The sequence below is a fragment of the Qipengyuania sp. JC766 genome, from assembly GCF_040717445.1.
GTDB lineage: Bacteria > Pseudomonadota > Alphaproteobacteria > Sphingomonadales > Sphingomonadaceae > JC766.
The window spans coordinates 1,811,114-1,830,498 of record NZ_JBFEFL010000001.1 but is presented as its reverse complement, the minus strand read 5'-3'; the positions used below and the strand labels follow the sequence as shown (position 1 = coordinate 1,830,498).

Annotated in this window: 21 protein-coding genes; 14 read left to right on the top strand and 7 right to left on the bottom strand. The window is 66.9% G+C overall.

Translation table 11 applies throughout. From position 1 onward, the window contains the following. Nucleotides 1-40: 40 nt before the first annotated feature. Nucleotides 41-952, top strand: a complete 912-nt coding sequence (locus AB1K63_RS08765; protein ID WP_366959722.1) for a PHB depolymerase family esterase — start codon at nt 41-43, stop codon at nt 950-952. On the opposite strand, the gene AB1K63_RS08760 is transcribed toward AB1K63_RS08765, so the two are convergent. Next, on the bottom strand, nt 949-1,710 hold the full coding sequence (locus AB1K63_RS08760; protein WP_366959721.1) for a CPBP family intramembrane glutamic endopeptidase: 762 nt from the start codon (nt 1,708-1,710) through the stop codon (nt 949-951). The genes AB1K63_RS08765 and AB1K63_RS08760 overlap by 4 nt on opposite strands. A 62-nt stretch (nt 1,711-1,772) precedes the next feature. On the opposite strand from AB1K63_RS08760, the gene AB1K63_RS08755 reads away from it, so the two are divergent. Together AB1K63_RS08755 and ruvC are read left to right on the top strand one after the other, a co-directional pair. Beyond that, nucleotides 1,773-2,519, top strand: a complete 747-nt coding sequence (locus tag AB1K63_RS08755; RefSeq protein WP_366959720.1) for a YebC/PmpR family DNA-binding transcriptional regulator — start codon at nt 1,773-1,775, stop codon at nt 2,517-2,519. 29 nt (nt 2,520-2,548) lie between these two features. Then, entirely contained in the window at nt 2,549-3,031 is a 483-nt protein-coding gene (ruvC, locus tag AB1K63_RS08750) for a crossover junction endodeoxyribonuclease RuvC (RefSeq protein WP_366960674.1), read from the top strand. Between the two features lie 10 nt (nt 3,032-3,041). Here the strand turns inward: ruvC and AB1K63_RS08745 are convergent, their stop codons facing one another. After that, entirely contained in the window at nt 3,042-3,389 is a 348-nt protein-coding gene (locus AB1K63_RS08745) for a response regulator (RefSeq protein WP_366959719.1), read from the bottom strand. 13 nt (nt 3,390-3,402) lie between these two features. Then, on the bottom strand, nt 3,403-4,476 hold the full coding sequence (locus tag AB1K63_RS08740) for a PAS domain-containing protein (protein WP_366959718.1): 1,074 nt from the start codon (nt 4,474-4,476) through the stop codon (nt 3,403-3,405). Nucleotides 4,477-4,739: 263 nt separating this feature from the next. Here AB1K63_RS08740 and AB1K63_RS08735 point away from each other — a divergent pair, with 263 nt between their 5' ends. The 4 genes from AB1K63_RS08735 (at nt 4,740) to AB1K63_RS08720 (ending at nt 7,331) form a co-directional block, all read left to right on the top strand. Next, entirely contained in the window at nt 4,740-5,309 is a 570-nt protein-coding gene (locus tag AB1K63_RS08735; protein WP_366959717.1) for a DUF1993 domain-containing protein, read from the top strand. Further along, complete coding sequence (locus tag AB1K63_RS08730) at nt 5,306-5,692, top strand: hypothetical protein (RefSeq protein WP_366959716.1); 387 nt, start codon at nt 5,306-5,308, stop codon at nt 5,690-5,692. Before AB1K63_RS08735 ends, AB1K63_RS08730 begins: the two co-directional genes overlap by 4 nt. Nucleotides 5,693-5,871: 179 nt before the next feature. Then, a complete protein-coding gene (locus AB1K63_RS08725; RefSeq protein WP_366959715.1) occupies nt 5,872-6,225 on the top strand; it encodes an ArsC family reductase in 354 nt (117 codons plus the stop codon). 134 nt (nt 6,226-6,359) lie between these two features. After that, on the top strand, nt 6,360-7,331 hold the full coding sequence (locus AB1K63_RS08720) for a glycerophosphodiester phosphodiesterase family protein (protein ID WP_366960673.1): 972 nt from the start codon (nt 6,360-6,362) through the stop codon (nt 7,329-7,331). Here AB1K63_RS08720 and ubiG read toward each other — a convergent pair. After that, complete coding sequence (gene ubiG, locus AB1K63_RS08715; protein WP_366959714.1) at nt 7,328-8,062, bottom strand: bifunctional 2-polyprenyl-6-hydroxyphenol methylase/3-demethylubiquinol 3-O-methyltransferase UbiG; 735 nt, start codon at nt 8,060-8,062, stop codon at nt 7,328-7,330. The genes AB1K63_RS08720 and ubiG overlap by 4 nt on opposite strands. A 70-nt stretch (nt 8,063-8,132) precedes the next feature. On the opposite strand from ubiG, the gene AB1K63_RS08710 reads away from it, so the two are divergent. Both AB1K63_RS08710 and AB1K63_RS08705 read left to right on the top strand, forming a co-directional pair. Further along, entirely contained in the window at nt 8,133-9,404 is a 1,272-nt protein-coding gene (locus AB1K63_RS08710; protein ID WP_366960672.1) for an aspartate kinase, read from the top strand. After that, a complete protein-coding gene (locus AB1K63_RS08705) occupies nt 9,401-9,526 on the top strand; it encodes a hypothetical protein (RefSeq protein ID WP_366959713.1) in 126 nt (41 codons plus the stop codon). Before AB1K63_RS08710 ends, AB1K63_RS08705 begins: the two co-directional genes overlap by 4 nt. A 13-nt stretch (nt 9,527-9,539) precedes the next feature. Here the strand turns inward: AB1K63_RS08705 and AB1K63_RS08700 are convergent, their stop codons facing one another. Next, nucleotides 9,540-10,103, bottom strand: a complete 564-nt coding sequence (locus AB1K63_RS08700) for a DUF2306 domain-containing protein (RefSeq protein WP_366959712.1) — start codon at nt 10,101-10,103, stop codon at nt 9,540-9,542. Nucleotides 10,104-10,256: 153 nt separating this feature from the next. Between AB1K63_RS08700 and AB1K63_RS08695 the strand changes: the two genes are divergently transcribed. Next, the gene (locus AB1K63_RS08695; protein WP_366959711.1) at nt 10,257-11,081 is read left to right on the top strand and encodes a LytTR family DNA-binding domain-containing protein; all 825 of its coding nucleotides are present in this window, start codon (nt 10,257-10,259) and stop codon (nt 11,079-11,081) included. Here AB1K63_RS08695 and AB1K63_RS08690 read toward each other — a convergent pair. Both AB1K63_RS08690 and katG read right to left on the bottom strand, forming a co-directional pair. Next, nucleotides 11,078-12,559, bottom strand: a complete 1,482-nt coding sequence (locus AB1K63_RS08690; RefSeq protein ID WP_366959710.1) for an aldehyde dehydrogenase family protein — start codon at nt 12,557-12,559, stop codon at nt 11,078-11,080. The two genes, AB1K63_RS08695 and AB1K63_RS08690, sit on opposite strands and share 4 nt — an antisense overlap. A 170-nt stretch (nt 12,560-12,729) precedes the next feature. Further along, nucleotides 12,730-14,946: a catalase/peroxidase HPI gene (katG, locus tag AB1K63_RS08685; RefSeq protein WP_366959709.1), complete on the bottom strand. Its 2,217-nt coding sequence runs from the start codon at nt 14,944-14,946 to the stop codon at nt 12,730-12,732. Nucleotides 14,947-15,213: 267 nt separating this feature from the next. On the opposite strand from katG, the gene AB1K63_RS08680 reads away from it, so the two are divergent. From AB1K63_RS08680 to AB1K63_RS08665, 4 genes are all read left to right on the top strand, one after another. Beyond that, on the top strand, nt 15,214-16,230 hold the full coding sequence (locus AB1K63_RS08680) for a nitronate monooxygenase (RefSeq protein WP_366959707.1): 1,017 nt from the start codon (nt 15,214-15,216) through the stop codon (nt 16,228-16,230). Between the two features lie 101 nt (nt 16,231-16,331). Continuing rightward, nucleotides 16,332-16,991 (top strand): YceI family protein, encoded by a 660-nt coding sequence (locus AB1K63_RS08675; RefSeq protein ID WP_366959706.1) that lies wholly within the window; start codon nt 16,332-16,334, stop codon nt 16,989-16,991. A gap of 48 nt (nt 16,992-17,039) precedes the next feature. After that, entirely contained in the window at nt 17,040-17,927 is an 888-nt protein-coding gene (locus tag AB1K63_RS08670) for a dienelactone hydrolase family protein (protein ID WP_366959705.1), read from the top strand. A 446-nt stretch (nt 17,928-18,373) separates the two neighbouring features. Then, complete coding sequence (locus AB1K63_RS08665; RefSeq protein ID WP_366959704.1) at nt 18,374-19,384, top strand: SPFH domain-containing protein; 1,011 nt, start codon at nt 18,374-18,376, stop codon at nt 19,382-19,384. The last annotated feature ends 1 nt before the right edge of the window (nt 19,385 follow it).

Genomic DNA, 19,385 nt, shown 5'->3' with positions numbered 1-19,385 from the left:
ACGAAGCGGTAAAGCCGCGCCGCCAGAAGAGGGGATCGGAATGCGAAAAGCGATATGTCTGGCGGTCGTGGCCGCCATGTTCCCGGCCACTGCGGCCGCACAATGCGCATTGCCCGCCGCGGGTGAGACGGCATCGGTCGCGCTTTCTGGGGCGCAGGGCGCGGTAACGGTCCATGCGCCGAGCGCCTATCGCGCCGGCGGCGAACCTCTCCCGCTCGTATTCCTCCTCCACGGCAGCGGCAGCACCGGCGCCGCGATGCTGCGCGACAGCGCGCTCGCCGCGACGGCCGACGCCGAAGGCTTCATCGTGGTCGCTCCCGATGCGGGCATACCGCTCGAACGCGGCTTCGCCTGGAACATTCCGGGCGTGCCGACCGTGGCCGGCGAAATACCCGGTCCGGACGACCGGGACGACGTGGCCTATCTTGGCGGGATCGCGGACGCGCTGGTCGCGCAGGGCTGCGTCGATCCGGAGCGCGTCTATGCCACCGGGCTTTCGGGCGGCGGGCGGATGACCTCCTGGCTGGGCTGTGCCGACAGCGACCGCTACGCCGCGATCGCCCCGGTCGTGGGCCTGCGCGCCGGCCGGGCGCTCCCGGAAAACCATGCGCAGGTCGATCCGGCCAGCTGCCGGCCCGACAATCCCGTTCCGGTCATCGCCTTTGCCGGCACGAAAGACAGGACCAATCCGCTCTGGGGCGGGCAGGGCATGCGCTGGGGCTACTCCATGCCGGCGGCCGAACGCCGCTGGGCGGCGCTCAACGGCTGCGAATGGGGCCCGCTCGTCACCTGGATCGACGAAGACACCTACGAACACCGTTTCGGCGCCTGCGAGGACGGCGCGGATGTCGTCAGCCGCATGGAAGTCGAAGGCGGCCACAGCTGGGTGGTCGACAACGGCGTGTTGTGGGATTTCTTCGCGAGCCATCGACGCTCGCGCAAATCGGGCTAGGCCCCGCCGGCCCGCTCCGCCGCCGACATCGCCGACAGCGCGATCGCCACTACCACGCTGTTGTGCAGCGCATGGACGATCACGCTGGCCCACAGGCCGTAATGCACGCGCACATAGCCGAAGATGGTCCCGCCGATGAATTGCGGCAGGACGAAGGGGAGCAGGGCCAGCAGCGAGCCTTCCGAATAGTTCGTCAGGTGGACGAGCGCGAAGGCGAGCGTGCTGGTCCAGAACAGCGCCTTGAAAACCCGGGGGCTCCACTCGTAACGCGGCCGCTTCCACATGAAGATCGCGGCGAGCAGCGCCGCCAGTATGCCCGCCAGCACGAGCACGCCCGCCAATACCGGCGTGCCGGCAAACAGCACTGCGCCCAGCCCGCCGGCGACCAGCGCCAGCGTGCTCCAGACCAGCGCCGGGCGTCCGGTCAGCCAGCCGCGGAACACGAATTCCTCGCCCAGCGGCGCCAGCACCAGCGCGAAGACGATCAGCATCGCATCCCAGTCCGCGCCCACCAGGTCGCTTTCCGGCATCGGAACGCCCGCCGCCACGAGCGCCCCGGCCACCAGCATAAGCGCGATCATCAGCAGGTAGTCGAGCAATACCATCCGCGCGATGCCGCTTGCGGCACGCCCGATCGGCGCTCGTCCGGGGGCCGGCATCGTGGGCTTTCGGACGAAGCGCCAGAACGCCGTCCATTCACCGGTCGTGGACTGGCGCGGCGGCACATGTTCGGGAAGGGTTGAGGCTTGCATGGTCATGGGGTTAAGGCGGCTATCCATTCTCGCTTACGAAATGGTGCATTCAGCCCAGAGAAAGTCCCATGGCAGGCCATTCCAAATTCAAGAATATCATGCACCGCAAGGGTGCCCAGGACAAGAAACGGTCCAACCTGTTTTCCAAGCTCAGCCGCGAGATCACGGTGGCGGCGAAGTCGGGGATGCCCGATCCGGAAATGAACCCGCGCCTGCGGCTGGCGGTCAATACCGCCAAGGCGCAGTCGATGCCCAAGGACAATATCCAGCGCGCGATCGACAAGGCAACCGCCGCCGACGGCGAGAACTACGAGGAAGTGCGCTACGAGGGCTACGGCCCGGGCGGCAGCGCGATCATCGTCGAGGCGCTGACCGACAACCGCAACCGCACCGCCACCTCCATCCGCACCGCCTTCAGCAAGAACGGCGGGAACCTGGGCCAGGAAGGCTCGGTCGCGCACGGCTTCGAACGGCTCGGCCTGATCGAGTACCCGGCGGATGCGGGGAGCGAGGACAAGGTGCTGGAAGCCGCCATGGAAGCCGGCGCGGAAGACATCGAGAGCACGGCCGACGGCCACACGATCTGGACCGCTGCGGAAGACCTCCATGCCGTGGCGGACGCGCTGGAAAAGGCGCTCGGTTCGCCGGAAAACGTGAAGCTCGCCTGGAAGCCCAACCTGACGGTCGACATGGACGAGAAGAACGCGGCCACGCTGCTCAAGCTGATCGACATGCTGGACGACGACGACGACGTCCAGACCGTGTGGGGCAATTACGAGATCAGCGACGAGGTCATGGAAAAGCTGGACGCCTGACCCGCCAGGGCGCGCGCGGCGGCATGGCGATGACGATCATTCTCGGCCTCGATCCGTCCCTGTCCTGTACCGGATGGGGCGTGATCCGGGTCGAGGGCAGCCGCCTGTCCCACATCGCCAACGGGCAGATCCCCACGCCGGCAAAGGCCCCGATGGCGGAACGGCTGGCGACTCTCCACGGGGCGCTGGCCGCGGTGATCGCCGCCCACCGGCCGGACCGCGCCGCGTGCGAGGAGGTCTTTGTCAACAAGAACCCGCAATCGACGCTGAAGCTGGCGCAGGCGCGCGGCTGCGTGCTGGCCGCCTGCGGCGCGGCCTATGACGGGCGTGGCCTGACGGTCAACGAACACGCCGCGCGGCTGGTCAAGAAAGCGGTGGTCGGCACGGGCGGCGCGGAAAAGACGCAGGTCCAGGCGATGCTGAAGATCCTGCTGCCCGGCGCGGCCATAGCCGGTGCGGACGCGGCGGACGCCCTCGCCGTGGCTATCGCCGATGCAAACCTGGCGCGCTGACGCGCGGGAGTCAGCTGGCCATTTGCAGGATGTGTTCCACTACCTGGTTGGCGGCGCGCGGCTTGGACAGGATCGGGGCGTCGAGGTCGCGCAGATATTCGCCGACGCGGTCGAGATCGCCCGTGTGCAGCACGAACGGGATGCCGCGCCGGTGCAGTTCGTTCGCGGCCTTTTCGCAGGTCCTGCCTTCGCCCAGGTTCACGTCGAGCACCGCCCCGGCGATCTTGCCTCCGGAAATCACCTCGCACGCATTGCTGCAATCGGACGTGGTCACCGCTTCATGACCCGCGTCCTCGAACGCGAATTTCAGGTCCATGGCGATAAGGGGTTCGTCTTCGAGGACGAGGAACATTTTCATGAGTGCCGGTTCTTCAGTTCGAGATCGGGAGGATGATGCGGGCATGGAGCCCGTCTTCTTCCCATTCGGTTTCGAGGATGCCGTTCGAATGCGACAGCAGCTTGTGGGCGATGTCGAAACCGGTTCCCTTGTCGGGATCGGGCGCGGTCACGGGCGGGCCGCCGCGTTCCTTCCATTCGATTTCCAGCGAGCGGCGCGACAGCTTGTCGCGCACATGTTCCCAGCGCACGTCGACCGTGCCGTCCGAATTGGACAGCGCGCCGTACTTGGACGCATTGGTCGCCAGTTCGTGCAGCGTCAGGCCGATCGCGGAAATCGCGTTGGGCTCCGTCCGGACGCCGTTGCCGTGGAAGGTGATGCGGTCCCCTTCGGGATCGTAGGGGCCGAGCACCGCGCGGATCGAATCGCCGACATGGATCGTGCCCAGGATCGCTTCGTCCAGCGTCGGTTCGTATGACCGGCCGAGCGCCTGGATCCGTTCGTTGATCTTGGTCGCCACGTCGCGCGTGCCCATGGACCGGCCGGTGATGTTCACGATGCCGCCGATGACGGCGAACACGTTCTTGAGGCGGTGGGACACTTCGCGCGCCATCGCCTTCGCGTGGCGTTCCTCCGCCCGCGACTGGTGGATGTCGGTCACGTCCCACTGGCTGCCGAAGAAATATTTGAGCTTGCCGTTCTCGTCGTAGATCGGACCCAGGTGCAGCGTGTTCCAGAAGCTGCTGCCGTCCTTGCGGTAGTTCAGCAGTTCCACGACGACGACCTCCTCGTCCCGGATCGCGTCGCGAATGCGCGTCACGCGGTCCTGGTCCGTGTCGGGCCCCTGCAGGAAGCGGCAGTTCTGGCCGACGATCTCTTCCTGGCGATATCCGGTCAGCCGTTCGAACGCGTCGTTGCAGAAGACGATCGGATCGTCCGGCAGGCTGGGATCGGTCAGGCACACCGCCATGCGGGTCTGCGCCATCGCCTGTTCGAACAGCAGGCCGGACGAGCCGACGAACGGGTCGCGGCTAGCGTCCTTCTGAATCGCGGACATCGCCTGGTTGGACGACTTCAGCCTGGCTTTCCTGTCATCGCCATCGGCCATGGCGTTCGTCTCCGTTCAATGCGTAGGATTGGCCCCGCAACGACAATGCACCAATGTCCATTAAGGTCCCGTGCAAAAATCGCTTTATTCAAACGGCTTGTATCGACGCGCCTTTCACCTGCCCTTTCACCGGCATCGACCGCGCCTTGCAGGGCAACGCTACGTCGCGCACGGGGTTTCGCCTCAGCCATCGTTAAGATACGCCCACGCCTAGGTCGCGAAATCCCTCGCCATCCGCCCTCGAACCGGGACCAAGACTGCCGATGACACTGCTCGAATTCCTCGCCCCCAGCTATCTCCAGATGCTCGGGGCGCTGTCCGGCTGGCTCGAAAAGGCGGAAAAGAGTGACGGTGCGGACGCGCTGACGGGTGCGCGGCTGGCCGACGACATGTTCCCGCTGGCGACGCAGGTCCGCTTCGCCTGCGTCCAGGCGCTGGAAGGCATGCACCGCCTGCGGGACGAAGAGTTTCCGCCGCAGGTCGCGGCGCTGCTGGACGAAGGACGCATGGCCGGCGATGCGCCGGGCACGCTGGCCGATGCACGGGCCCGCCTCGCGGAGACGCTGGACGCCGTGCGCGACCTCGCCTCCGGACCGGTTCCGGACGATCCCGACCGGCCCGTGGCCCATGCGATACCCGCCGGCATGGTCTTCGACCTGACGGCCGGGCAATATGTGCGCGACTGGGCGCTGCCCCAGTTCTACTTCCACGTGATGACCGCCTACGCCATCCTGCGCGCCAACGACGTGGAACTGGGCAAGGCGGACTACGTGGCGCACATGTTCGCCTATCTGCGTCCCGGCACGATGCCGGGGGAAAGCGAAACGGCATGATCTACATATTGCAGAACCTCCTGCCCATCCTCGCGGCCACGCTGGTCGGCCTGCTGATCGGCGTGGTATTCCTGCGCCGCCGCGGGCGCGCGCTGCCCCGGCCCGAAACCCTGATCCTGGTGGCGGCGGCCCAGTTCTGGTTCGCCTCGATCCTCGCGGGCGCGCTGATCCTGGCGCCGCCGCAGGCAGGCGAGTGGACGATGGCGATCGGCAGCGCGGTGGTGATCTGGATCGGCTTCGTCGCCCCGGCCTTCATCGTGACCATGCGGGTGCGGCGGGTGAAGTGGCGCACGATCTGGGGCGTCATCTTCTACTGGCTGGCGACGATGGTCGGCCAAGCGGCGGTGATGACCCTCATCGGCCTCGGCGCGCCGCCAGCCTGATACGGGCACGGCGAGCGAAAGTGGCTCTGTCCTACACGCAAGGGGCGCGCTAGGCTCGCCCGCATGACCCGCTTCCCCGCCACTTTCGTCCTGCCTGAAACGGCGGAAGGCGGGCCGGTTTTTTGTCCCCAGGACCGTGGTCCATGCGGTCCATGTCTGCCCCGAGGTGCTCCGAAGCCATGACCATCCGGATATACGGAATCCCCAACTGCGATTCGGTAAAGAAGACCCGCAAGTGGCTCGACGCCAACGGGATCGCTTACGCCTTCCACGACTACAAGAAGGAAGGCGCGGATCGCGCGACGCTGGAACGATGGGCGGATGCGTGCGGATGGGAGACGCTGCTCAACCGGCGCGGCACCACCTTCCGCAAGCTGGACGAGGACGCGAAGGCCGGTATCGACCGGGCGAAGGCGATCGACCTCATGCTGCAACATACCAGCCTCATCAAGCGACCCGTGGTTGAGACGGACGAGGGCGATCGGGTGCTGGTCGGTTTTGCCGAAGGCGAATGGAAGGATGCGCTGTGCTGAAGCGGCTGGCTGCTCTGGCGGCGGCAATCGGGGCGATGCTGGCGGCCGTGCCGGCATCGTCGCAGATGATCGAGCGGGTTGGTGCGGTGGCCCCGGCGGACCCGGACGGCCTGCGCGCAATCGGGGAGGATGACATGCTGATTATCGCGCATCGCGGCGCCAGCGGGGAACGGCCGGAGCATACGCTCGCCGCCTACGAGCGCGCGATCGACCAGGGCGCCGACTATGTCGAGCCGGACCTGGTGGTGACGAAGGACGGCGTACTGGTCGCGCGGCACGAAAACGACATCTCGCAGACCACCGACGTGGCCGAGCGCGAGGAGTTCGCTGACCGGCGCCGGTCCAAGACGATCGACGGGGAACTGCTGAACGGCTGGTTCGCGGAAGACTTCACGCTGGCGGAACTGCGCTCGCTGCGCGCGCGCGAACGCCTGCCGTCCATCCGGCCGGCCAACACGCGCTTCAACGATCTCTACCAGGTGCCGACGCTGGAGGAGATCGTGACGCTGGTCCGTGCGAAGGAGGCGGAGACCGGTCGGCTGATCGGGATCTATCCCGAACTGAAGCATCCCGACTTCCTGCTTCAGGATGCCGGTATCGACGTGGTCGACCTGCTGCTGCTGGAACTGGACCGGCTGGGCGTCCGTCCGGACGATCCGGTGTTCCTGCAATGCTTCGAGATCGGGCCGCTGCGCCGTCTGAAGCAGCGCAGCGAGTTCCGGCTGGTGCAGCTGATGAAGAGCGACGGCGGCCCGGCGGACGAACCGCAGCTGAGCTATATCGAGATGGCGAGCCCTGCGGGCGTAGCCGAAATCGCCACTTACGCCGATGCGATCGGCGCGGACCTGCGCATGGTGATCGGAGACGGCGAGGGCAGCGAGATGCTGCGCGCGGCGAAGGAGCGCGGGCTGGACGTCCACGCCTTCACCCTGCGCAAGGAGAACATCTTCCTGCCCGCCATGGCCCAGACCGATGCCGGCAACAACGCGACGGGCGATGTCGCGACCATGGTGCGGCTGCTGGTCGGGATCGGGACGGACGGCGTGTTCACCGACGACCCGGGCCTCGTCCGCCAGATCATGGAAGCGGGAGGGCCGGCTCGTTAACGGCGCGCGGCGAGGATGTAGTTCAGGCTCTCGTCGTCCGACAGGTGCAGGCCCTTGGCAGGGCGGTAGGCGATGCCCTTGCGTTCCGTCACGGTCAGCCCGGCGGCGGTCAGCAGCGCCTCCAGCTCGTCCGGCGTGACGAAGTCCTCCCAGTGATGGGTGCCGTGCGGGACCGCGCCCACGGCCTCCGCCGCGCCGACCAGCAGCAGGCGCGACTGCGGCGTGCGGTTGGGGGTGGACAGGACCAGCAGGCCTTCAGGTGCCAGCCGCGCGACCAGCGCCGCGACGAAGGCCGGCTTGTCCGCCACGTGCTCGATCACTTCCATGCAGGTGACGAGGTCGAAGGTACCGATGTCGAGCGCGCCGACCTCTCCCGCCATGTACAGGATGTCGAGCCCGCTGCCCTTCGCATGCGCGGCCGCGGCGGCCACGTTTTCGGGCGCGGCGTCCACGCCGGTCACGTCCGCGCCGAGCCGGGCGAGCGGTTCGCACAGCAGGCCCGCGCCGCAACCCACGTCGAGCGCGCTCTTGCCGGCAAGGGGGCGGACGCTCTCGATATCGCCGCCCCAGTGCAGGTCGATCGCCTCGCGCAAGAAGCCCAGCCGCACCGGGTTCAGGCGGTGGAGCATGGCGGACGATCCCTTCGGATCCCACCATTCGCGCGCCAGCATGCCGAAGTGGCGGGCCTCGTCCGGCCGGATGGTTTCAGGAGTTACGGTTGCATCGCCCATGGGCGGACCGTAACAGCGCGCGGACTTGGCGACTAGCGGGGATCGAACACACAACGTGGCACGCATCGTGATGAAATTCGGCGGCACGTCGATGGCCGGGACCGAGCGCATCCGCCGCGTCGCGCAAATCGTGCGCCGGCAGGCCGCGGGCGGCAACCAGGTCGCGGTGGTGGTCAGCGCCATGGCGGGCGAGACGGACCGGCTGGTCAACTTCTGCCGCGAGGCGCACGCGCTCTACGATCCGGCGGAGTACGACGTGGTCGTCTCCAGCGGCGAACAGGTGACCAGCGGCCTGCTGGCACTGACGCTCCAAGGGCTGGGGGCCAAGGCGCGCAGCTGGCTCGGCTGGCAGCTGCCGGTCCGCACGATCGAGGCGCATGCCAAGGCGCGGATCGAGGATATCGACGCGCCCGACATGCTCGAATCGCTCGAACAGGGCGTCATCGCCGTCATCCCGGGTTTCCAGGGCATTTCCGCCGACGGGCGCATCTCCACGCTCGGCCGCGGCGGATCGGACACCTCGGCCGTCGCGGTCGCGGCGGCGATCGATGCCGACCGGTGCGACATCTACACCGACGTGGACGGTGTCTACACCACCGATCCGCGCATCGTGTCCCGCGCGCGCAAGCTCAAGGCGGTGACGTTCGAGGAAATGCTGGAGCTGGCATCGGTGGGTGCCAAGGTCCTCCAGACCCGCTCCGTCGGGCTTGCGATGAAGGAAGGCGTGCGGCTGCAGGTCCTCTCCAGCTTCAACGACGAGGACGCGACGCCCGCCGACGACCTTCCGGGCACGATGATCGTGTCCGAAGACGAAATGAACGCCATGATCGAAAGGGGCGAAATGGAACGCCAGCACGTTACCGGCATCGCGCACGACAAGAACGAGGCGAAGATCATCCTGACCCGCGTGCCGGACAAGCCCGGGGCGGTGGCGGAAATCTTCCAGCCGCTCGCCGCGGCATCGATCAATGTCGACATGATCATCCAGAACGTGGGCCGCGACAAGGGCGAGACCGACGTGACCTTCACCGTGCCGCAGGCGGACCTCGCCCGGGCGCAGACGCTGCTGGAGGACCGGCGGGGCGAGATCGGCTTCAACCGTATCATCACCGACAGCCACATCGCCAAGATCAGCGTCGTGGGCGTCGGGATGAAGAGCCATGCCGGCGTCGCCGCCACCATGTTCCGCGCTCTGAGCGAACGCGGCATCAACATCCAGGCGATCTCCACTTCGGAGATCAAGGTCAGCGTGATGATCGACGAGGACGAGACCGAGCTCGCCGTCCGCGTCCTCCACACCGCCTACGGCCTCGATGCCGATCTGGAGGACACTGCATCGTGAGCCCCCGGGCGAAGCGCGTTGCCAAGATCGTGCTGCTGGTGCTGGCGATCCCCGCGATCCTCTGGCTCGCCTACAATGCCGGCTTCTGGCTTGGCGCTTCGGGTACGCGGACCACGCCCTGATAGTCGGGCGAGCCTAGCCCAGGAGCATCACGTTCATCAGGCGGCCCGGCAGGACGAAGGCGAAGATGCCCGGGATCATCAGCGCGGCCAGGTAGGTGAAAACCAGGTGCTTCTTGTGCCCCGCAATGTCGCCCTTGCGTGCCGTGGCGACGACTTTCCATGCCGCATGGAACGTGACGGGCACGAAGATATGGATGAAGCTGAACCCGCCCGAGGACTGGATGAAGATCGCGCTGGTCGCAGTCGCCAGCATCAGCAGCAGCCAGATCTTGCCCAGCTGCTTGTGCCGCTTCGTGCCCTTGGGGGCCAGCAGCAGGTAACCGCCCAGCGGGATCGCCGGCAGCACCGTGGCGACGTGGACGATGATCGGCAGCTTGGCGTAGTGATGCAGGTTGTCGACCATGCCCAGCGCCGCCTTGCCCAGCGCCACCACGCACAGGAACGTCATGGTGAAGCAGACCAGCCCGACGATCGTGCGGGTGACGGGGCCGATGTCGAACGAACCCTTGCGCGCGATTGCGCTACGGTTGCCCGGCCGGGGATTGGTGGACGGTGCGGGAACGATGGCGGCGGTCATGGCGGGTCTCCGGTACGAATGATGGAGTCACCCTGCCGCACGCCCGTTCGCCGGCAACGGGCCTTGCGCGAACGGGCGCAGCCATTCGCGGATGGCGCGGTTTTCCGCCGGTTTGCCATTTCACGAAGCGCGAACGGGCGCTAGGATAGCGCCATGCAACCGGGGACGGAGCGTATGGGGGACGGCAGGGGCGCGCGGCTGGCGCGGCAGATCATCATCGATGTCTGCGTGCTGATCGCCATCGGTGCGCTGCTGGGTTTCCTGGGTCCGCTGGGGACCGGCAGCATGGGGCTGGCCGGACGCATGGCGTACTGGATCGCCATGGCGCTGGCCGGATACGCTTTCTACCGGCCCATCGGCGCGATCGTGGTCGGCCTCGGCCCGAAGCTCGACTTGCCCCCCTGGTTCCTGTGGGGCGCCGCCGTGGCCATCGCCACCGTCCCGATGTCGGTACTGGTGTGGCACGTGAACACCTGGCGCGGGGACAGCGCGGTCGTGACGCTGGAAGTGGCGCTGGCCCAATACGTTTCTGTCCTCGTCGTCGGCGCGATCGTGACGACGGTCTTTCATTTGCTACCCGCGACCAGGGAAGAGACCGGCGATGCTGCGCCGGCTGAAACACGGGTGCCTTTGCCGGAGTCCTCTCCGGCTCAGCCTCCGTCCGAACGTCCCCGTTTCCTCGATCGCCTGCCGCCCCGGCTGGGCAGCGATCTGCTCGCGCTGGAAATGGAGGACCATTACGTGCGCGCGCATACCGCCCTGGGTTCCGAACTCGTGCTCATCAGGATGCGCGACGCGGTAGCCGAACTGGACGGGATCGCGGGGGAACAGGTCCATCGCAGCTGGTGGGTCGCGCGCGACGCGGTGGAGGACGTGAAGCGGGACGGGCGCAATGTGCGCCTCGTGCTGGCGAACGGCATCGACGCACCGGTCAGCCGGGCGCGGGTGTCCGAATTGCGGGATCGCGGCTGGATCTAGCCGATATCGTCCGCGCTGAAGGGGAACTGGCGCGGCTCGTGCTGGACGCTGATCCAGTGGGTCGTGGTGAAGGCGTCCACCGCCCAGCGTCCGTTGAAACGGCCAATCCCTGAATTCTTGGCGCCGCCGAAGGGACTGAACGGACTGTCGTTTACCGTCTGGTCGTTGATATGCGTCATGCCCGCGTCGATCCGGCGCGCGAAGGCGAGCGCGCGCTTTTCGTCGCGGCTGAAGACGGCACTCGACAGGCCCATCTCGGTCGCGTTTGCCAGTTCCAGCGCATGGTCCTCGTCCCGCGCGCGCTGGATCGGGGCGACGGGACCGAAGATCTCGTTGGTGACGAGGCAATTGTCCTCGCCCACATCGGTGAAGACGTGGGGCGGGATTACGAGCCCATCGGGCTCGCCGCCCAGCGCGCAGGTCGCGCCCTCGTCCTTCGCCTTGGCAATCATTTCCATGATCCCGTCGAACTGGTCGCGATTGACGATCGGTCCGATCATGCAGGCGGGGTCCTCGCGCCGGCCCACAACCAGTTCCTTCGTGCGCGCGACGAACTTCTCGGCGAACTCGTCATACACCGCGTCCTCGACCACGATGCGATTGGCGATCATGCAGATCTGGCCCTGGTGGACGAACTTGCCCCAGACGCTGGCCTCGACCGCGTAGTCGATATCCGCATCGTCCAAGATGACGATGGGCGAATTGCCGCCCAGTTCGAGCTCCAGCGACTTCAGCCGGTCGGAATCGAGCGCGGCCTTGCCGACCCCGCGGCCGACCGGTGTCGACCCGGTGAAGGAGACGACCGACGGGACCGGATGCTGCACGAACGCGTCGCCGATCTCCGAACCCGAGCCGGGAAGGACGGAGACGAGGCCTTCGGGCAGGCCGGCCTCCTCACAGATCGCGGCGAACACGGTCCCGCCGGTGACGATCGAATCGCTCGCCGGCTTTACGACCACGCCATTGCCGAGCGCGAGCGCGGGGAACAGGGTGCGCGCGGTCAGCTGCAGCGGGAAGTTCCAGGGGGACACCAGCGCGACGACGCCCGCCGGCTGGCGATAGGCGCGGCTTTCCTTCCCGGGAATGTCTTCCGGCAGGATCAGGCCTTCGACCATGAAGGGGAGGGCGGCGGCTTCCTGCCGCGCGACCTGCGTGACCAGCATCAGTTCCAGCGCCGCCTTCAGCTTCGTGCCGCCGACCTCGCGCACGATCCATGCGCCAATCTCGTCCTTGCGCGCTTCCAGCACGTCGGCGATCGCGTGCATCTTGGCGGAGCGGGCGGCGGGCGGCAGTGCGCCCCATTCCTTCTGCGCCTCGGCACTGGCCGAAAAGGCTTCGTCGAGGTCGTCCTTCGTGGCGCCCTTCATCTCGAAGATGGTGCTTTCGTCCCACGGGCAGACATTGGTCAGTGTCGCGCCGCTGCCGGTCCGCCACTGGCCGGCGATGTGGAGGCGGTCGAGATTGTCGTAGGCGGCCATGGGCGGTGTTCCTCGGATGCAGGGGTTCACCCTCACAGCGCGCCGGATGCGATGGCGTTCCGGACCGGTCCGCGCGGAAAAAGCGGTCAGGGTGACCGCCTTTGCCGCACAAACGAAACGGCCCCCGGCATCGCTGCCGGGGGCCGTTCGTTAATCCAATCCGGTGTGGATCAGTGATACTTGGCGTATTCGAGGTCGAACCGGTCGGCTTCCATGACCTTGGTCCAGGCCTTGACGAAGTCGCGCGCGAACTTCTCCTCGTTGCCGTTCTCGGCATAGACTTCGGCCACGGCGCGAAGCTGCGAGTTGGACCCGAAGACGAGGTCGGTGCGCGTGGCGCGCCACAGTTCCTTGCCGGTCGAACGCTCCTTGCCGACGAACTCCTCGTCGCCGCTCTCGTCGACCACTTCCCACAAAGTGCCCATGTGGAGCAGGTTCGTGAAGAAGTCGTTCGACAGGACGCCGGGCCGGTCGGTCAGGACGCCGATGCTGTCGCCGTGCTCCGCATGGTGGCTCACCGCGCCCAGTGCCCGCATGCCGCCTAGCAGCGCGGTCATTTCCGGGACCGACAGGCCGAGCAGGTCCGCCCGGTCGATCAGCATGTCCTCGGTCTTCACCGATGCCTTGGTGCGCAGGTAGTTGCGGAACCCGTCGGCGAACGGCTCCAGCGGCTCCCAGCTCTCGGCGTCGAACTGGTCCTCGGTCGCATCGCCGCGGCCCGTGGAAACGGGCACGCTGATGTCGAAACCGCCGTCCCTGGCCGCCTTCTCGATCGCCGCGGCGCCGCCCAGCACGATGGCGTCCGCCATCGAGATGTCGCCGCGCAGATCGTCCAGCTTGTTGAGGACCCGGGTCAGTTCTTCCGGATCGTTCACCGCCCAGTTGCGGATCGCATCGAAGCGGATGTGCGCGCCGTTCGCGCCGCCGCGATGGTCGGACCGGCGGTATGTGCCGGCAGATGCCCATGCGGCCTTGACCAGCTCGCTGACCGAAAGGCCGCTGTCCAGCACCGCCTTCTTGAAGTCGGCGACCGCGCTGTCCGATGCCTGCTTGCCGGCGGGGACGGGGTCCTGCCAGATCAGGTCTTCGGCGGGCACGTCGGAGCCCAGGTAACGGACCTTGGGCCCCATGTCGCGGTGGGTCAGCTTGAACCAGGCGCGGGCGAAGGCATCGTCCAGCGCCGCCTGGTCGTCGCGGAAGCGTTCGGAAATCTTGCGATATTCCGGGTCACGCTTCAGCGCCATGTCGGCGGTGGTCATGATGGTCGGGACCTTCTTGTTCGGGTCGCGCGCATCGGGTGCCATGTCCGCTTCTTCCGGGTCGATCGGCGTCCACTGGTAGGCGCCGGCCGGGCTCTTGGTCAGTTCGTACTCGTACTTGAAGAGCAGGCGGAAATAGTCGTTGCCCCACTGCGTCGGGTTGGGCGTCCACGCCCCTTCGATGCCGCTGGTGGTGATGTGACCCTTCCCGATTTCCTCGGGGTCGGTCAGCCAGCCGAAGCCCATGGTGTGCAGGTTCTCGCCTTCCGGAGCCTTGCCGAACGTGTCGGCGGGCTTGGCGCCGTGGCACTTGCCGAAGGCGTGGCCGCCGGCGGTCAGGGCGACGGTTTCCTCGTCGTTCATGGCCATGCGGGCGAAGGTTTCGCGCATGTCGCGGGCCATGCCTTCCGCATCGTGCGGATCGCCGCCCGGACCTTCGGGATTGACGTAGATGAGGCCCATCTGGATCGCCGCGAGCGGGTCTTCGAGCGCCTTCCCCTCGTCGGGGATGATGCGCGTCTCGACGCCTTCGTCGACCCACTGCTCCTCGCTGCCCCAGTAGACCGTCTCCGGCTCGAACACGTCCTTGCGCCCGCCGCCGAAGCCGAACACCGGGCCGCCCATCGATTCGATGGCGACATTGCCGGTGAGCACGAACAGGTCGGCCCAGGAAATGTTCTTCCCGTATTTCTGCTTGATCGGCCACAGCAAGCGCCGCGCCTTGTCGAGGTTGCCGTTGTCGGGCCAGCTGTTGAGCGGGGCGAAACGCTGCTGTCCGCTGGACGCGCCGCCGCGACCGTCGCCGGTGCGATAGGTGCCGGCCGCGTGCCATGCCATGCGGATGAAAAACGGGCCGTAGTGGCCGTAATCAGCCGGCCACCATTCCTGGCTATCGGTCATCAGCGCGGTCAGGTCCGCCTTCAGCGCGTTGTAGTCCAGCGCGTTGAAGGCTTCCGCGTAATCGTAATCGTCGCCCATCGGATCGACCGTGCGGCCGTCCTGCGTGAGCGGGGACATGTCGAGGCTGTCGGGCCACCAGTCGCGGTTGGTGCGGCCGAACAGCTTGCGCATGTCGCCGCCGCCGGTGAACGGGCAGCCGCCGGAAATCGAACCAGTTTCAGCATCCATCGTTATCTCTCCTCAAGCGGGGTCGGGGGGTTGTTATGGGCGAACTCTACGCCCGGCCTTTCATCGATCAAAGCAATTAACTCCATTCAGGCTAATCGATCCAGCCGATTGAAAGCCGCGCCGCTCGCCGGCGGCTGATCGGGTCCGGGCCTGCAAAATATCAATGGCGGTGGCGGGCCCCGGTTCCGCCCGTCGCGGCTCGGGCAGGCAGCCTGCCGCGCCAAGCCCTCTTGCCGCCGGAAAACCCTGCCATTAACCCGCGCGGCCATGACCGATCTTTCCAAGACACGCGCGCTGATGGCCCGCGGCACCGAATTCCTGGGCAGCGAGCACGCGATCATGTGCGGCGCGATGAGCTGGGTGAGCGAGCGCAACCTCGTCAGCGCGATCAGCAATGCCGGCGGCTTCGGCGTCATTGCGTGCGGGGCCATGACGCCCGACCTGCTGGATGCGGAAATCGCCGCGACGCGCGCGATGACGGACCGGCCGTTCGGCGTGAACCTGATCACGATGCACCCTGATCTATTCGACCTTATCGCCGTGTGCGAGAAGCACGGCGTCACGCATGTGGTGCTGGCGGGCGGCATTCCGCCCAAGGGCAGCGTGGAAGCAATCAAGGGCGGGGCCAACCCAGCCAAAGTGATCTGCTTCGCGCCGACGCTGGCGCTGGCGAAGAAACTGCTGCGTTCGGGCGCGGACGCGCTGGTAATCGAAGGCATGGAAGCGGGCGGCCATATCGGCCCTGTTTCCACCAGCGTTCTGGCACAGGAAATCCTCCCCGAACTGTCGGCCGATCACCTGGTGTTCGTCGCCGGCGGTATCGGGCGCGGTTCCGCGATTGCCGGTTACCTTGAAATGGGCGCGTGCGGCGTGCAGCTTGGCACACGGTTCGCCTGCGCGACTGAAAGCATCGCCCACCCCGATTTCAAGAAGGCGTTCTTCCGTGCCAGCGCGCGCGACGCGGTCGCCAGCGTCCAGGTCGATGCGCGCCTGCCCGTCATCCCGGTTCGCGCGCTCAAGAACAAGGGCACGGAAGAATTCACCGCCAAGCAGCGGGAAATCGCCGGCACGCTCGACCGCGAGGAGATCGCGATGGCCGAGGCGCAGCTGCAGGTCGAACATTACTGGGCGGGTGCCCTGCGCCGCGCGGTCATCGACGGCGACGTCGAAAGCGGCAGCCTGATGGCCGGGCAAAGCGTCGGCATGGTGAAGGAAGAGGAGCCGGCGGCGCAGATCATCGGGACCCTGATGGCGGAGAGCGAGGAAGCGCTCACGCGTCGCTGACGCGCGCCCGCCACTTAAAGGGCCGGCCTCCGGGAACATTGCCAAATGCTAAGCGATTAGGGTGGGAACCTTTTCGCCAAAACCCGAACCGGAGACCCTCGATGCGTAAATCGATCGCCCTGTCCAGCCTTGTCCTCGCCACTGTCGCCGTCGCCAGCGTCCCGGCGATCGCGGACAACCATTCGGATGGCGCGCAGCAGGCTGGCGCCATGGACGTCTCGCGCGTCACGGCCGGCACCTACGCCACCGATCCCGGCCATTCGCTGGTCGCGTTCAGCGTCAACCATTTCGGATTCAACGACTATTACGGCACCTTCGGCGATGCCGAAGGCACGCTGACCATCGATCCGGCCAACCCGTCCGCTGCGCAGGTGGACGTGTCCGTCCCCATCGCCAGCGTCGCCGTGCCGAGCGAAGGGCTGCGCGAGCACCTGCTCCGCCCGGGCAGCGATGGCGGGGACCCCGATTTCTTTGGGGCGGATCCCGGCATGGCGCGGTTCCAGTCGACCGGCGTGACCGTCTATGGCGGCGGTACGAAGGCGATCATTTCCGGCCAGCTGTCGATGAACGGCCGGACCAATCCGGTCACGATCGAAGCGAAGTTCACCGGCGCCGGCGCCAATCCGATGAGTGAAGCCGAAACGATCGGCTTTGAAGGCACGACGGAAATCATGCGGTCCGACTACGGCGTCGATTACGCGGTCCCGATGGTGTCGGACAAGGTGAAGCTGATGATCAGCGTGGCCTTCGAAAAGCAATAAGAACCGGGGCGGCAACGCCACCGCGAAAAGGGACAAGGGAGACAGACCATGTGCGACGAGAAGCAGCTGGCCCGGTGGGCGCGTAACACTCTCAACCGGCGCCAGTTCGGCGCACTCGGGGGCGCGGCGGCCGTCGCCGCCTGCGCCCCGGTCGGCTCCATGGACGATCCCGATGCGCAGATGACGCTGCCCGCCATGCGGGAAGAAGCCGTCAGCTTCCGCACGCCCGACGGCACGATGGACGGCTTCTTCGTGGCGCCCGTGTCCAACCCGGTGGCCGCCGTCCTGTTCTGGCCCGATATCGCCGGCCTGCGCGAAGCCAAGCGCAACATGGCGCGCCGGATGGCCGGGCGCGGCTATGCGACGCTGGTCGTCAATCCCTATTACCGCGATGTGGCCGGCGAACAGTTCGCCAGCTTCGCCGAATTCGCCGCCAACGAAGGTTTCCAGAAGGTCCGTCCCTGGCGCGAGAAGCTCAACGCCGACACGATAACCCGCGACGCGCGGGCCGCGGTCGCTTGGCTCGACAGCCGGGACGAAGTGGCGAGCGACCGGGGCATCGGTACGCAAGGGTATTGCATGGGCGGACCCTTCACTTTCTGGAGCGCGGCGGCCGTGCCGGACCGGATCAGGGGCGTCGCCAGCTTCCACGGCGGCGGGCTGGTGCGCGACGACAATCCGCAAAGCCCGCACCGGACCTTCGACGATACGCAGGCGCGTTATCTCGTCGCGATCGCGCAGGACGACGATGCGGAGGCACCCACGCACAAGACCATCCTGCGCGAAGCCGCGCAGGAGGCCGGACGCCCGGCCAAGGTGGACGTCTACGCCGGCGACCATGGCTGGACCGTCCCGGACAGCCCGGCCTATGACGAAGCCGCGGCGGAGCGCGCCTTTACCGACCTGATGACGCTGTATTCGTCGGCCCTGCGATAAGGCTTTCCTACACGGGTCCGTTCGGCGTAGCGTCGCCGGATGGTCCCGCATTTCCGCAAAGATCGACGATGCACCGGCCGGCAGGCTGGCGATGGGCTGCGGACACGCCGGGATCGGACGCGTGGCTTTTTGCAAAACGGAAAGCCACACATTCGCCGGTCGGCTAACCGGATTGCGGTGCGCGGGGCAGCACTTGCCGATGGGCCGCTGCGGATGGACCCGGCGCCGATAAAACCCGCTATCACAGGCAGTTGCGGGGATGAAGTCCGTCCCGCCGCACACCGCAATTGCGCCGGCACGGGCCGTACGAAAAGGGCGGGGCGGAGTTCTCATAAAACCGGGTTCAGCGGTCCATGTTTCGTACCGGACAGCGCCCTGCGCGCACCGCTTTGCACCGGGCCGACACGCAGCTATCGTGTCCGTCACACTTCAGGGAGGATGACCGCATGGAAGGTCTGTTGATATTCGCGCTGCTGGTGGGACTGGTCATCCTGCTGCTGCTGACCACGGTCCGCGTCGTGCGCCAGGGCTTCGTTTACACGGTGGAGCGGCTGGGCAAGTTCACCAAGCCGGCCGAGCCCGGCCTGCACATCCTGTTTCCCTTCATCGACCGCATCGGTCACAAGATCAACATGATGGAACAGGTCCTCGACATCCCGGGGCAGGAGATCATCACGGCGGACAACGCCATGGTCGGGGTGGACGCGGTGGTCTTCTTCCAGGTGCTGGACGCGGCCAAGGCGGCTTACGAAGTCAGCGGCCTCAACTACGCGATCATGGCGCTCACCACCACCAATCTGCGCACCGTGATGGGCAGCATGGACCTGGACGAGACCCTCTCCAAGCGGGACGAGATCAACGCCCGCCTCCTGTCCGTGGTCGATCATGCGACCTCGCCTTGGGGCGTCAAGATCACCCGGGTGGAGATCAAGGACATCCGCCCGCCGACCGACATCAGCGAGGCGATGGCCCGCCAGATGAAGGCAGAGCGCCTCAAGCGTGCCGAGATCCTCGAGGCGGAAGGGGACAAGACCAGTTCGATCCTGAGGGCCGAAGGGCGCAAGCAGTCCGCCATCCTCGAAGCCGAAGGCAAGCGCGAAGCCGCCTTCCGCGACGCCGAAGCGCGCGAGCGCGCGGCGGAGGCCGAAGCCCGCGCGACGGAAATGGTCTCCACCGCCATCGCCTCGCAGGGGACCTCGGCGATCAACTACTTCATCGCGCAGGAATACACCAAGGCGGTGGGCAAGTTCGCCGACAGTCCCAATGCCAAGACCATCCTCTTCCCGGTGGAGACCACGCAGCTCATCGGGTCACTGGGCGGGATCGGGGAACTGGTGCGCGATATCGTCCAGCCGCAGCAGGGCGACGTGACGACCGAAAGCGTCCCGCGCCGCGCCGCCTCGGGCACGCCGCTGACCGGTAGTGCGTCGGGCGCCGCGCCCAGCGGACGGCGATAGG